Below are 13,993 nucleotides of genomic sequence, written 5' to 3' on the forward strand. Positions count from 1 at the left end.
AACGCTAGCGCCGCCGGTACCGATCGGACGCAGCCAACAGCCCCAATGCCACGATCCACGGGATCAGCATACCGCGCTGGTAAACATGGGTGTAGTTCATTGACAGCGCCGCAAAGGTCAGCGTGACGGTCACCACGGTCGCGCGCCCGTACACCCTGTTCGGCACATTATGCCGGGCCATAACGGCGTAGACGATGGCGGACCCCAAAACGAAGCACAATCCCAGTAAGGCCAGAATGCCCCCTTCATTGGCCAGCAACAGGTACAGGTTGTGAACGGGAATGCCTTGACTGCTCAGTTCGCGATACTGTCCCGCGCCCATACCCACCAGAAAGTAATCCGGCAGAAACCGCCAGGCCTCGATCATGAGATCGGCGCGGTCTTCAAATGTACCCGCATGACTCAGGTCCCCCTCGAGCAGAGGTGACAATACCCGGTTGCGGAACGTCGGCGGAAAGATGAACTCGGCCCATTGGATACTGATCCAAGCCATCGTCGTCACAGCTGTTCCCCAGATCATCAGCACGCGCTGATTTCCGACCAGCAGCAGGAACAGAGCACCGCAGATGACCGCACCGGCAAGGCTGGAATTCGAACTTGCGTAGATCAAAGTGATGGCGAGCAGCCCGAAGAGGGCCAAGAATGGCAGTTTTCTTAGCGCACCCGTCAGCCCAAGATACCACAATACCGGGAACCAAAGCACGATCAGTCCAGCCAACCCGTTTGGATTATCCACCAGCCCCGCAACGCGGTAGTTGCCGCTGACCAGCATGAAATACCGGGATTCGCCACCGGAATAGCCCACGCCATAGGCGATCATCCCGACAAGACAGTTCAAGGCAATCGAGATCACGCCGACCTTTGCAAGAGTAACCGCCTCTTCATACGGGCGGCCCAGGATCGCCAGGGGCAGAAGGACAAACGAAAAGAAATACTGCACGATGACGACGAAGGCCGACACCGGATCGCCGTGCGCGATAGAGCCGATCGACAGTCCCGCCACCATCATCAGCATGCCGATGAACCAGACCGAGGACGCGGAATGCAACGGAAACAGCGGCAGGCTGCGGTTGCACCGCAGGATCACGGCAATCGTCAGAAACATGTCGCTGGCCGTGAACAGAACCGCCGGATGGCGAAAGGCAGTGAACGTGCTGAACAGCAACGCAGTCATCAGACACGCGAATTCGATCTGCTCCAAAATCGGCTTAGGCCGGCTGATACTGTTGACTGGCACCATATTCTACAATCCAAACGGCGGTGGGTTACCTGGCCCGCAGACTGGTACCCGGAATACAAGGGTAACACCCAAGATACCTTCAAAAAACATGTTTCCGGCTCCCATCGCCCGGCTGCCGGACCGGGTCATGCCGCTGCCGGCAGCAATTGGCCCCTCAACGTCATTTCCAGACCCGTTGCAATGTCCACAACCGGCGCATAGCCGAATGCTGCCCGGGCTGCGTCCGAGGACAGATCGAAGCGGGTGAATGGCGGACTGTCTCCGGGTCGGGTTTCGATCACATCCCGGCCACCTGCGACGGACATGACCTCCTGCGCCAAATCCGCCAAGGAAACCGGACCTCCGCCGGAGATATTGAATACACCGTAAGCTTTGGCATCGGCCGATTGCAAAATCGCCCGGCTCAGGTCATGCGCATGCACGAAATCAATGCTGTTCTTTGGACCTGTTACTGTGATGTTTTGCCCCGCGGCCGCATCATTAAGCATCCGCACAAGAAACTTGTCATCAGGCAGCCCATGACCATAGAGCGCCGAAGGTCTGAGCACGGTCACTCGCGCTCCAGAAGTCTGGGCAAGCTCAGCCAGCCCCGCTTCGGCCAAACGCTTGGTTGTAGCGTAATCACCCCCAAGCGGCCCCGGGGCGGTTTCCGCGCTTTCGTCGATTCCGCGGGCATGAGGATCGCGATAAACTGACCCGCTGGACACAAAGATGAAGTGCACGTCACGATCTGCCGCCCAACGCGCCGCATTCAACGTGGCTCGCACATTGCTGTCAAACAGCACCTGCCAAGCCGAGCCGTCATCCGCAGGCCCGGCAAGGTCAATCCGGGCCGCGCAGTGCACGAATGCATCCGCACCTTGCGCCAGTTGATCCAGCCTGACATGGGTGATCGCGTCCTGCAGATCCCAGTTCGACCGGTCGATCCGCGCAACAGGAATGTCACGTCGGCTTAGCCAGGCCACAAGATGGCGACCCAGCAGGCCGGTTGCCCCTGTCAGGGCAACTTTCATGGCGTCCCGCCATAGAGGCTGAACTGGGCCGGGATCTGAGGTTCCAACTGGCCGGCCTGATCCAATGTGTCTGTCATTGAACGCGGAACGACCAGCTCGCTCCAGTACCGCAGAACCATGCTGTCCCAAGCGATTTCCGGCTCATAGGGAAGGCCGCGATCGGTCTTGAGGTAACATTCGACCGGATTGAAACCCAGTTGAGCACAAAACGGTGTAGTGCCCGAGAACCGGGCATTGATTTCGAACACCTTGGGTACTCCGTCGTCGCCAAGGCGCAGCTGAAAATTGCAGGCCCCTTCGACGTCCAGCTTGCGCGCGATAGCTGTGACATAGTCTTCGATCACCGGGTTCCGCTCGGGAATGGCCCGATATGTATCGCCCGACCGAAGCACTCGGCGCAGTGCCAGAACCGGCGACAGGCTCCCCTTCGCCCCGACGATCGTGCACGTAAACTCGCGCGAGTCATCGCCGATCAGCTCCTGTACGATGGTTGCCGCCGGATCACCGGGGTAGTTGGCCAGCTCGTCCCGAGAATTCACCCGCTCGACCCCGATGGACCGAAACCCGACCGCCGGTTTGGCAATAACCGGGTAGACCAGATCATCCATTTCCAAAGCCTCGGCCATAGGCCACGTGCGCGGATAGGGCAGCCCGTTACTCGCCAAAAAAGCCGAGGTCAGTCCCTTGTCATCGGCAATACGCACCGTCTCTGGACTGTTGACCACGACCCTTGTCCCGAAATGTTCCACAATGCGATCCCGGTTTTCGGCACACAATGCCAGTTCGATATCCGTTCCGGGGAAATAGTAGTCCACGGACTCTGACTGAAATATCCGCGCCAGTGAGTCGAGATATCCCGGCGAGCGGCACCCTTCGACCAGAAAGGCTTTGTCGCAGGCATAAAGGCCGGCAGATAGGGCAGACATGTCGGCTCCAAGAATACGCAGCGGCAAATCAGAAATCAGCCTGAGCGACTTGATGATGCCCTGGCCCACACCGCCACCCGCACCTGTAACCAAAACCGTGATCAATTCATTTCTCCATAAATGAAATAAGCCGTTCCTTTGTCCCCTGACTGAGGTCAGTGGCCTGAATATCCGCGCGGATCTGTTCCAGATCAAAGCTGATCGACGGGATGTCGATTCTCACCCGGTCGCCATCCAGCTCGAGGGTCAGATAAGACAGGCCCGTGCCCCGCCCCTGCCCGACCGCTCCGGGGTTCAGTAGCAGCACTGACCCTTTCGGAATCCTTATCCACTTGCGTTGATCCGCTGGTGTCGGTCTTCCGGCTTCGTCGATCATGACGGCAAAGGCCCGGTGCGAATGCCCAAAGACCCCGACCGTTTTTCCCATTTGTCGCAAGGCCGCTGCAGCTGGTGCCCATTGATCCGGTTTCGAGACATAGGACCAGTTCCCATAATCATAAGGGTTGGCATGTGAAAACAGGATCGGCCCCATGCTATGGCGGTCGGCCCAGGGGTATCGATCGGCCAACGGTGGGTCGCCCCGGACCTCACCATGAGTCCACTCGACGGACTCCAACACAAATCCTGCTATGTTGTCGTAGAAGGACGGGTTGCCTTTATCCAGATCGAAATAGAACTGGTCGTGGTTGCCGCGGATGAACACGCAGTTTTGGCGAGCCATCAGTTGATCGGTCAGTTCCAACACCTGCCGAGGGCGCACACCATATGTCAGCAGATCGCCCAACATGACGACGACATCCGGCGCAAAAGCTTCGGCCTTCTGGATCGCGGTCGCATACGCCGTGGCGTTTCCATGTATGTCGGACAGTACCGCGATCTTCAGCGTACTCATGACCACTCTCCGCCGACCGTGTCCGGCAATCCAAATCCAGCGCCGGCCCTGGTTCCAATCACTGGCAACACAGGCGCTCTGAAACACCCTTTAACAAATCAAATGCACAGTCCGGCCGAACCGTTCGACGGTGCAAACTTTCTGGGATGATACCGGCTGAGAACCGTGCCGCAACTCCCTTTGTCCAACCCGGGTCGTGCTGGAACTGTTCAGGTGCGGCCAATCAAGCCAAGGCAAACAATAACACAGGAAAATAACAACTGTCGCCTGATCCGACAAAATAGAAAGGCCGGGCTCATTCGCCCGGCCTTTTGTGTTCAGCCAATGATCGCGTTCAGTGTCGCGCTGGGGCGCATCACCGCCGCAGTTTTGGTGCGATCGCCGTGGTAATAGCCGCCCAGATCTGCAGGTTCGCCTTGAGCGGCCAGCAGTTCGGACAGGATCTGCTCTTCCTTTTCCGCCAGTTCATTGGCGATCGGAGCAAAATGCGCGGCCAGTTCAGCATCATCCGACTGCGCGGCCAGTGCCTCGGCCCAGTAGCGGGCGAACCAATAGTGGCTGTCGCGGTTGTCCGGCTCGCCAACCTTGCGGCTGGGCGAGCGGTCGTGGTCCAGGATGCCCTGCGTTGCGGCCTCGGCCGCAGCGCCCAGAACCGCGGCCTTGGCGTTGCCGCTGCTGTCGGCCAGGAAGTTCAACGATTCCCCCAGCGCGCAGAATTCGCCCATCGAGTCCCAACGCAGGTGGTTTTCCTCGACCAGCTGCTGAACGTGCTTGGGCGCCGAGCCACCTGCACCGGTCTCGAACAGGCCGCCGCCATTCATCAGCTTGACGATCGACAGCATCTTGGCCGAAGTGCCCAGTTCGAGGATCGGGAACAGGTCGGTCAGATAGTCGCGCAGCACGTTGCCGGTGATGGCGATGCTGTCCTTGCCGGCGGTGATGGTTTCCAGCGACTTGCGGGTCGCCTCACGTGGCGCCATGATCAGGAACTTGTCAGCCACGCCCGCAGCCTCCAGCGCCGGCTTGACGTATTTGATCAGCTCGGCGTCATGGGCGCGGTTTGCATCCAGCCAGAAGATCGCCTCGGAGCCGGTCAGACGCTGACGGTCCATCGCCAGTTGGATCCAGTTTTCAATCGGGGCTTTCTTGGCCGTGCAGGCGCGCCAGATGTCGCCCTTTTCGACCTCATGCGAATGCAGGGTTTCGCCATTGGCCAGAACGATGCGGATCGTGCCGTCGGCGGGCGCCTCAAATGTGGTCGGGTGGCTGCCATATTCCTCGGCCTTCTGGGCCATCAGGCCCACATTGGCCACCGAACCGGCGGTCGCCGGATTCAGCGCACCGTTGGCTTTGAAGAAATTGATGGTCTCGTCATAGACCGGCGCATAGCAGCGGTCGGGGATCACGCAGTTGGTGTCGCCCTTCTTGCCGCTCTCGTCCCAGCCCTTGCCGCCCGCGCGGATCACGGCGGGCATCGAAGCGTCAATAATCACGTCCGACGGCACGTGCAGGTTGGTGATGCCCTTGTCACTGTCCACCATGTACATCGAGGGTCGATCGACCTTGACCGCATCGATCGCGGCCATGATCTCGGCATCGTCCTTGACGCGGTTCAGCAGATCGCCCAGGCCCGAATTCGGGTTGACGCCCAGCTGTGCCATGCGGTCACCGAATTTCTCGAACACCGGCGCCAGCCACGACTTTACGGCGTAGCCGAAAATGATCGGGTCACTGACCTTCATCATCGTCGCCTTCATGTGCAGCGAGAACATCGTGCCGTCTTTCTTGGTGTCCTCGATCGCGGCATCCAGGAACTCCGACAGCGCCTTGACCGACATGAAAGTGGCATCGGCAACGGTGCCTTCCTCCAGTGTCCAGCTGTCTTTAAGGACGGTAACACTGCCATCCTTGCCCACGAATTCGATCAGCGCATCACCGGTCTGGTCTGCGGTGATGGTAGCCGATTTCTCGTTGGCATAGAAATCGTTGCCCGGCATCGACGACACCTTGGTCTTGCTGTCGGCCGACCATTCGCCCATCGAATGCGGGTGCTGCTGGGCATAGCGCTTGACCGCCTTGGCGGCGCGGCGGTCGCTGTTGCCCTCGCGCAGAACCGGGTTCACGGCCGAGCCCTTGATCGCGTCATAGCGGGCGCGGATCTCTTTTTCGGCGTCGGTCTTGGGGTCCTCGGGATAGTTGGGGATGTCGTAGCCCTGCCCCTGCAGTTCCTTGATGGCAGCGACCAGCTGCGGCACCGAGGCCGAGATGTTGGGCAGCTTGATCACGTTGGCCTCGGGGGTTTTCACCAGCTCACCCAAGGCGGCCAGATCGTCGGGCTGACGCTGCTCTTCGGTCAGGTTTTCGGGGAAGGCCGCGATGATGCGCCCGGCCAGCGAAATATCCTTGGTTCCAACGCTGACGCCCGCGGCCGAGGCGAATTTGCGGATGATGGGCAGGAACGAGGCACTGGCCAGCTCCGGCGCTTCGTCTACGATGGTATACAATATGTCGAAGTTCGATTTTTCTGCCATGTTCCCTTACCTTTTTTAAGCCTTTCAGGGGCGTGCGATCCGAGAGTTGTGCCGCGTGCGGCGCGGCGTGCGAGGAGCGTGAATGCTGTTCCGCTCCGAGGTGACTCTGATTTGACAGGGCTTCCCTTAAATCACCCGGGGCCCGGGATCAATCGCAACTGAATGCGCATTTTGACCCAGTTTGCGCAAAACCGCGCATATGCCCGTATTTTCAGCCCGCCGACGATACGCAACGCCTTTCCCTTGGCGCGGGCGCTGGCTAAGACGGTTCTCCAACCCGAGATCAAGGAGGCCCCGTTGGACCGCATCGCCCGTACCATCGCCACGGAAATCAATGCCCGCCCCGGACAGGTGGACGCGGCGGTCAAGCTGCTGGACGAAGGCGCCACCGTGCCCTTCGTGGCGCGCTACCGCAAAGAGGTGACGGGCGGGCTGGATGACAGCCAGCTGCGAACCCTGTCCGACCGGCTGGCCTATCTGCGCGAGCTTGAGGCGCGGCGCGAGACGATCCTGAACTCGATCAAGGATCAAGGGAAGCTGACCGACGATCTGGCCAAATCCATTGCCCGCGCCGAAACCAAGGCACAGCTGGAAGACATCTACCTGCCCTACAAACCCAAGCGTCGCACCAAGGCGATGATCGCGCGGGAAAACGGGCTGGAGCCGCTGGCCGACGCGATCCTGGCCGACCGCAGCGCCGACCCCGAGGGTCTGGCCCAGGCCTATGTGACCGAGGCCGTGCCCACCACCAAGGACGCGCTGAATGGCGCGCGCGACATCATCACCGAGCGTCTGACCGAAAACGCCGCCCTTCTGGGCGAGCTGCGCAGCTTCATGCAGGCCGAGGCGCTGCTGACCTCGAAGGTGATCGAGGGCAAGGAACAGGAAGGCGCCAAGTTCAGCGACTATTTCGACCATGCCGAGCCCTGGGCCAAGGTGCCTTCGCACCGGGCGCTGGCGATGCTGCGCGCCTCGAAAGAGGGGATCGTGACGCTGGACATCGCCCCCGACCCGGAGACCGGCGCCGCCCGGGCCGAGGCGATCGTGGCCGCCCATCTGCAGACGCGCAGCGACGGGCCGGGCGATGCCTGGCTGCGCAAGGCCGCGGGCTGGACCTGGCGGGTAAAGCTGTCGCTGTCGATGATGGTCGAACTTATGGCCGATCTGCGCAGCCGCGCGCAGGAGGAGGCCATTCAGGTTTTTGCACGCAATCTCAATGGCTTGCTTTTTGCCGCCCCTGCCGGACCTCGCCCCACTCTGGGGCTGGACCCGGGCATCCGCACCGGCGTCAAGGCCGCGGTGGTGGACGCGACGGGCAAGCTGGTGGCGACCGACACGCTCTATCCGTTCCAACCCAAGAACGATCTGCGCGGCGCACAGGCCACCATCCTGAACCTGATCGCCACCCACAAGGTTGAACTGATCGCCATCGGCAACGGCACCGCCAGCCGCGAGACCGAGCGGCTGGTGGCCGACACGCTGAAACTGCAACCCAAAGGGGTGCAGGCCCCCACCAAGGTCGTGGTGTCCGAAGCCGGGGCTTCGGTCTATTCCGCCTCGGAACTGGCCGCGCGCGAGTTTCCCGATCTGGATGTCTCGCTGCGTGGCGCGGTGTCGATCGCCCGCCGCCTGCAGGACCCGCTGGCCGAGCTGGTCAAGATCGAACCCAAGAGCATCGGCGTCGGCCAGTATCAACACGACGTTGATCAACACCGGCTGAGCCAGTCTCTGGAAGCGGTGATCGAAGACGTGGTGAACGCCGTCGGCGTCGATCTGAACACCGCCTCGGCGCCGCTGCTGGCCCATGTCTCGGGCCTGGGCCCCGGTCTGGCCGAAGCCATCGTGGCGCATCGCGACCTCGCTGGTGCATTCCGGTCACGGCAGGATCTTCTGAAGGTCGCCCGCCTCGGCCCCCGCGCCTTCGAGCAATGCGCGGGTTTCCTGCGCATCCGCGACGGGGATGAGCCGTTGGACGCCTCGGCCGTCCACCCCGAGGCCTATGACGTGGCCCGCCGCATCGTGCAGGCCTGCGGCCGAGACATCCGTCAGATCATGGGCAATGACGGAGCACTGCGCGGCCTGCGCGCCGAACAGTTCGTGGATGACCGGTTCGGCCTGCCCACGGTGCGCGACATCTTTGCCGAGTTGGAAAAGCCCGGCCGCGACCCGCGCCCCAGCTTCGTGACCGCCAGTTTCAAGGAAGGTGTCGAGGAGATCACCGACCTCAAACCCGGCATGGTGCTGGAAGGCACCGTGACCAATGTCGCTGCCTTTGGCGCCTTCGTCGATATCGGCGTACATCAGGACGGGCTGGTGCATGTCAGCCAGCTGGCCGACCGGTTCGTTAAAGACCCGCATGAGGTGGTCAAGGCTGGTCAGGTCGTGCGCGTTCGTGTGGTCGAAGTGGACGTGCCTCGCAAGCGGATCGGGCTGAGCATGCGCAAGGATGGCGGTGCCTCTGCCCGGCAAGATCGCGACCATAGTGGGCAGAACGCGCGCGCTAAGAACACAGGCACCTCGAAATCGCAACGCGCAAAATCAGCCGGAAAAGCGCAGCACAGCGCGTTTGGGGACGCGCTTCGGAATGCACTGAAAAATCAGTAGCCACCCTGCCCCGCCTGTGCCTCAGGCGGGGGTTTCCGTCTGGAACGCATCGGGCTCCAACTCCTCCCAGAAGGCAAAAATGGCGTTGGCGTTCAAACCTGATCGCCACCCATGTTGCCGGAAGTTCTCTCGGTCTAGCTCGTCCGACAAAGTCGACATGAACAAGCGTTTGTCGGCATCCCGTTGAGTGGGGTTTCGCCGCGAAACCAGATCTTCGACGATGGCCAACTTGCGGGCACGCTCGGCGCGCTCCGCTACGCGCGCGGCATAAGCTTGATCTTCGCGTGCCTTTTCTTCCTCCCGCTGCTTGGCTGCGGCCAGCGCCTCGGGACTAGGCGGTTTCACGGTCTCTGCCGCGGGGGCCTTGTAGTCATCGCGCAAGGCGGCCGAAAGATACCCCAGCGTTGATTTCACGTCCCCCTGCCCGGCTACATAGTCCAGCTTCTGCTGCACGTAATCCTCGCCATGCTCAAAGATCCACTGACGCGCCAGCCGATCGGACACCCCTTGTTTGCGCAAGGTCTTGTAGACCGCCAGGTTGCGCACCCCATCGCTGTCGTCGATCTCGAACATTGCCTTCTGCGGGTTCGCCTTGATCAGGAAACGAATGTCGGTGACGCTGCGGCCCTTCTTGCGGAACTCGGGCTCGATCAGAATATCCGAGCTTTTGTTCACCTCGGCCACTGCAGGTTTGATGATCTTGGCATTCAGGTGTTTGAAGCTCGTGTAATAGTCGCTGCCGTCCACACCCATCAACTTGCGGAACACCTCGAGCGCCCACCATCCGGTCGACCCGGTGCGTACGAAACGATAACAGTTTTCATACAAGGCCAGCCCGTGCCCCGAGCTGAAATTGCGTTGGATGTGCACATTGATCAACGCATAGATTTTCGGATCGTACAGCTTCTGCGCCAGGGCCGGGGAATAGGCGTATTCGCAGATCCCGCCCTTGAGCTTGGCAAAACTCAGCAACGACGACACGCCCCACTCTTGCCGCCCTTTTTCATCGAGCATGTCCCATTCGGCCACTGTCTCGGCAAGCGCTCTCAGGCTGGCGCGCAATGTGTCGAAGTCGTTCGAGTTGTAGCCCACCATCATAGCCAGGGTGCGGGCATCAATCGTATGGGTCTGCGCCGTGGTCAGTGAGTCGTAGGCATTGAGAAGCAACACATTGGAAAGCTTTCGCTGCAACAGCGTCAGCTTGCCGCTGATATGGATCGCGGCCACATTCTTTTTCACCGTTTCCCGACGCAAAGCGCCTGAGAGGTGATCCATGTCCAGTTGTGTATCCGGCATGATTCTGCCCGGCTGCTCTTTTGCCAAGTTTGTGACACAAAAGGTACCCGTGGATCAACCATATTTGGGTCCCCATTTGCAGGATGAAGCGAATCCCGTAGACAGGTACCTATCCGAATCGGCGTCCCAGTTATCCACAGAAGCGGAGGCCAATTGGTTCAAACTTGGAGTCGTGACACGCGTGGGCGGCGATCAGCGCAATCGGATTAGACCCAAAATAGTCCACGATAGAGCCGAACCGCGAATCGGTGCCCCTCTCCCCGGATTCGGGACCCTTTGATCCTGTATACAGGTGCCTTTGATCCCGAAGCCTGGAACCCTTGGTCCTGTATCCGGGTGCCAATGCGAACACAAGTATATGATTTATTTTTGTTTTCTGTCCGCAAAGAATCTAAAACCCTTAAAAAGAATAAACTCTTTGGTGTGCCCTTTTCTGGAAATAAATGCAGGTTTCGTCGCGAAACCGAACTCTTCGGCATTCTTCTGTGGAAAACTGCTCTTTCGAGGATAGCGCAGAAGGAAAATGTTCGGTACATTTCCTGATATACGCCGGAAAGGCGAACATTATTCGAGGCATCGACAGTGACAAAATCTAAGCAACCTGCTCTCCCGCCGTACTTCAATCTGGATCCGGCCAAGGCTGCATCAAAGTTACCCGATCCTATCGGGACATCTCGATTCGCAAAAGCTGCAACCTTCTGTGCCAAAGGGCGCGAAGATCTGGCCCGCCGCGGGTATGCGCCCGATGGCGAAAAGCGCCTCCGCCGGTTTTCGATTTGGGAGATTACCAAGTACCTGATCCCGGTGGCTCCGGCCCACCTGCGCCGCGTCCTCAAGGCAAATCCTGACCTCCCGCAAGGCGAAGGCGAAGCAGGATCGAAATGGTTCACCCTCGAAGAAGTTCTGACCTTGAGGCGCCATTTCGCCGCCGAAGGTGTAAGCACCAAGGAATACCTGCCCTACCGGCCGGAAAATCTGCCGGCAAAAGTTGTTGCCGTTGCCAATTTCAAAGGTGGCGTTGGCAAGACGTCGACCGCTGCTCATCTGGCAATGTCGGCCGCGTTGGACGGTTATAAAGTGCTGGTGATTGATCTTGATAGCCAGGGATCCATGACGTCCATCCTAGGTGGTCGCGTCGCGGATGAATGGCAGACGGTTTTCCCCTTGATCGCAAAAGACTATGCGCGCGCGGTTCAGGAGGAGAACAGGGTCCGCGCGGCTGCCGGTCAACCCGAAATCCCATTGGATGAAACTCTGCAAGAGGCACTGAGGACCCAACCTCAGGATGTCATCCAGAAGACCCATTGGCCCAACATTGATCTCATTGGTGCTCAACTGAACCTCTATTGGGCTGAATTTCAGATCCCGGTCTGGCGGATGGGCCTTCGCAGTTGGCCGCTGTGGGACGGGCTCACCAACTTCTTGCAGGACGAGGCCGTATTGAATGATTACGACATCGTGTTCCTCGATACTCCTCCTGCACTTGGGTACCTAACGATCAATGCGCTGGCCGCAGCGGACATTTTGCTGGTGCCACTCGGAGCTTCATTCCTGGAATTTGATTCCACCGGGCGCTTCTTCGACATGCTCTACACCACATTCGCCAGTATCGAGGATGGCGAGAACGCGGCACAAAGGGCGGCTGGGTTGCCCGAACTCAAGTTCGAGTGGGATGTCGTGCGCGCGATCATCACCCGGTTCGACGCCAGTCAGCAAACGGACATGGCCAACGTGATCCAGGCGTATTTCGGTGATTTCATGAACGCCTATCGGCAGGATTACACCGCTTTGGTGGGACAGGCCGGAGAACAGGTGAACGGAATCTATGAAGCGGACTACCGTGACTTTAACCGCGACACCTATGTTCGGGGGCGAGAGACCTTCGACCGGACCTACGCGGAATTCAAAGAAGTGCTGATCGGGTGTTGGTGGCGCGACGCCCAGATGGGAGGACAGGCCGATGGCTAAACGCAGAAGACTGACGGCGCCGGATGCGGCGGAACTTGAAGAGCTCGAGGCTGGTTTCGCCGCGAAACCCTCGATCAGCCCGTTCGAGGCCAACCCGTCAACTCCGCCAATCGCGCAGGTCGCGGCCGAGGCCGCGACGCTGAATGGCATGGCAGCAGTGACCGACCGCGCAACCCTTGCAAAAGACCAAGGCGACGCTGCGCGTTGGCGGGATGCCCAGGACGCCGGTCTGGTCGCAGAGATGGTGCCCATAGATCAGATCGATGCCGATTTCTTGCGGCGCGACCGCATGGTCGATGACGAAGAGGCAATGTCCGAACTGCTGGAATCTCTGCGCTCCAACGGGCTGCGGACGCCGATCGAGGTGACCAAAACCGAGGATGGCTATGGCCTGATATCGGGCTATCGCCGGTTGGACGCCTTCCGCCGTTTGGCCGGCGGTGACCCGAAATTCGCCCAAATTCCCGCGTTCGTGCGCCAGGCTGGCGCAGGGCAGGGGGCGTATGTTTCGATGGTCGAGGAGAACGAACTTCGATCAAACCTCAGCCCGTATGAACGTGGGCGCATCGCTGTCCTCGCTGTTGGGCAGGGTGTGTTCCCGTCGACCGAAGCCGCCGTGGATGTTCTGTTCGCCACAGCCTCCAAGGCCAAAAGGTCCAAGGTCCGCAGCTTTGCCGTGGTTCACGAAGCCTTGGGCGACTTACTGCAGTACCCGGTTGCGTTGTCGGAGAAGGCGGGTCTCAGGATCGCCGCGGCTATCCGGGATGGCGCGCAGGCCAAGCTGAGGGAGGCCTTGTCCCGGGGTGAGGCCACGGACCCGAAATCGGAACTGACCGTGATAGAGGCTGCGTTGAAAGACGCGCCTGCACCGACTCAGGAAAAGCCGCGTGGGGGCCGCCCGAAACAGATTCAACGGCTGCCTATTCAGACGCTGCCCAAAGGCGGAGAATTGCGAGCAGAGGTATCAGCGGGCGAATTGCGGATACATCTTCGCGGCCGGACTCTGAGCGTAGACGAAGCCGCGCGGTTGTTGGAACGGCTAGTTGAGCATTTGGGCTGACCATTTTTAACCATTGGTTTGGCCTGTGCTTCCACCGGCCAAACCTTCCTGTAAACAGGTACCTTTCCGCCACTTCCTCTGTAGTATGCAAAAAGGCATAATTATGATCATTATGACGGACGCTCGGTTTGTTTCCAATACGCCGGCGTTTGACCATTTTGACGCCGAACCGCCACCGCTATGAGTAGCGGAGAGACAGACTGAAACTTGGGTAGTGTGAACGTCGGCTGGGCCAATTCTGGCTGGATGCGTTCTTGATTGAATCCCGCTTGGCCCGAAGGTGCATTTTGCCAGCCAGTAGACGCAAATTCCGACTTGGGATAGGTTCGTGTTGGGGCAACAATGCGGGCGTTCCGCCTTGCATTGGCAATTAATACGCAACGCGCTGACTATAAGGGCCGGCATACGGTCGGACATATTTTAGCTTCGTCAGAAACCAGGTCCCTCTGACTGACGCCGATTG

The 13,993-nt window shown here is 59.8% G+C and carries 9 protein-coding genes; 3 read left to right on the forward strand and 6 right to left on the reverse strand.

Translation table 11 applies throughout. The annotated features are described in order from the left end of the window. Positions 1-4: 4 nt before the first annotated feature. From ACR0JC_RS13200 to ACR0JC_RS13220, 5 genes are all read right to left on the reverse strand, one after another. Positions 5-1,174, reverse strand: coding sequence for an O-antigen ligase family protein (locus ACR0JC_RS13200; RefSeq protein WP_170341747.1), 1,170 nt, complete (start codon positions 1,172-1,174; stop codon positions 5-7). A 191-nt stretch (positions 1,175-1,365) separates the two neighbouring features. Next, the gene (locus tag ACR0JC_RS13205; protein ID WP_170341749.1) at positions 1,366-2,253 is read right to left on the reverse strand and encodes an NAD-dependent epimerase/dehydratase family protein; all 888 of its coding nucleotides are present in this window, start codon (positions 2,251-2,253) and stop codon (positions 1,366-1,368) included. Continuing rightward, entirely contained in the window at positions 2,250-3,284 is a 1,035-nt protein-coding gene (locus ACR0JC_RS13210; protein WP_170341752.1) for an ATP-grasp domain-containing protein, read from the reverse strand. Before ACR0JC_RS13210 ends, ACR0JC_RS13205 begins: the two co-directional genes overlap by 4 nt. Position 3,285: 1 nt before the next feature. Next, positions 3,286-4,071, reverse strand: coding sequence for a metallophosphoesterase family protein (locus ACR0JC_RS13215; protein ID WP_170341754.1), 786 nt, complete (start codon positions 4,069-4,071; stop codon positions 3,286-3,288). A 317-nt stretch (positions 4,072-4,388) separates the two neighbouring features. Next, positions 4,389-6,602 carry an NADP-dependent isocitrate dehydrogenase gene (locus ACR0JC_RS13220; protein ID WP_170341756.1) on the reverse strand — a complete coding sequence of 738 codons (2,214 nt, stop codon included), beginning with the start codon at positions 6,600-6,602 and terminating at the stop codon, positions 4,389-4,391. Positions 6,603-6,764: 162 nt separating this feature from the next. Between ACR0JC_RS13220 and ACR0JC_RS13225 the strand changes: the two genes are divergently transcribed. Continuing rightward, positions 6,765-9,206 carry a Tex family protein gene (locus ACR0JC_RS13225; RefSeq protein ID WP_254430776.1) on the forward strand — a complete coding sequence of 814 codons (2,442 nt, stop codon included), beginning with the start codon at positions 6,765-6,767 and terminating at the stop codon, positions 9,204-9,206. Between the two features lie 21 nt (positions 9,207-9,227). Here the strand turns inward: ACR0JC_RS13225 and ACR0JC_RS13230 are convergent, their stop codons facing one another. Continuing rightward, positions 9,228-10,502 (reverse strand): replication initiation protein, encoded by a 1,275-nt coding sequence (locus ACR0JC_RS13230; protein WP_170341758.1) that lies wholly within the window; start codon positions 10,500-10,502, stop codon positions 9,228-9,230. A gap of 582 nt (positions 10,503-11,084) precedes the next feature. Between ACR0JC_RS13230 and ACR0JC_RS13235 the strand changes: the two genes are divergently transcribed. Both ACR0JC_RS13235 and ACR0JC_RS13240 read left to right on the forward strand, forming a co-directional pair. Further along, positions 11,085-12,470, forward strand: coding sequence for an AAA family ATPase (locus ACR0JC_RS13235; RefSeq protein ID WP_170341760.1), 1,386 nt, complete (start codon positions 11,085-11,087; stop codon positions 12,468-12,470). Further along, positions 12,463-13,530, forward strand: a complete 1,068-nt coding sequence (locus ACR0JC_RS13240; RefSeq protein WP_170341761.1) for a ParB/RepB/Spo0J family partition protein — start codon at positions 12,463-12,465, stop codon at positions 13,528-13,530. The genes ACR0JC_RS13235 and ACR0JC_RS13240 overlap by 8 nt, the downstream gene beginning before the upstream one ends. Positions 13,531-13,993 lie beyond the last annotated feature (463 nt).

The organism is Ruegeria sp. CH5 (assembly GCF_056537025.1).

What these genes read in the sequence shown, in the direction of transcription:
- ACR0JC_RS13200 (WP_170341747.1), bottom strand. Translation starts at nt 1,174, where the DNA reads ATGACTGCGTTGCTGTTCAGCACGTTCACTGCCTTTCGCCATCCGGCG.
- ACR0JC_RS13205 (WP_170341749.1), bottom strand. Translation starts at nt 2,253, where the DNA reads ATGAAAGTTGCCCTGACAGGGGCAACCGGCCTGCTGGGTCGCCATCTT.
- ACR0JC_RS13215 (WP_170341754.1), bottom strand. Translation starts at nt 4,071, where the DNA reads ATGAGTACGCTGAAGATCGCGGTACTGTCCGACATACATGGAAACGCC.
- ACR0JC_RS13220 (WP_170341756.1), bottom strand. Translation starts at nt 6,602, where the DNA reads ATGGCAGAAAAATCGAACTTCGACATATTGTATACCATCGTAGACGAA.
- ACR0JC_RS13225 (WP_254430776.1), top strand. Translation starts at nt 6,765, where the DNA reads ATGCGCATTTTGACCCAGTTTGCGCAAAACCGCGCATATGCCCGTATT.
- ACR0JC_RS13230 (WP_170341758.1), bottom strand. Translation starts at nt 10,502, where the DNA reads ATGCCGGATACACAACTGGACATGGATCACCTCTCAGGCGCTTTGCGT.
- ACR0JC_RS13240 (WP_170341761.1), top strand. Translation starts at nt 12,463, where the DNA reads ATGGCTAAACGCAGAAGACTGACGGCGCCGGATGCGGCGGAACTTGAA.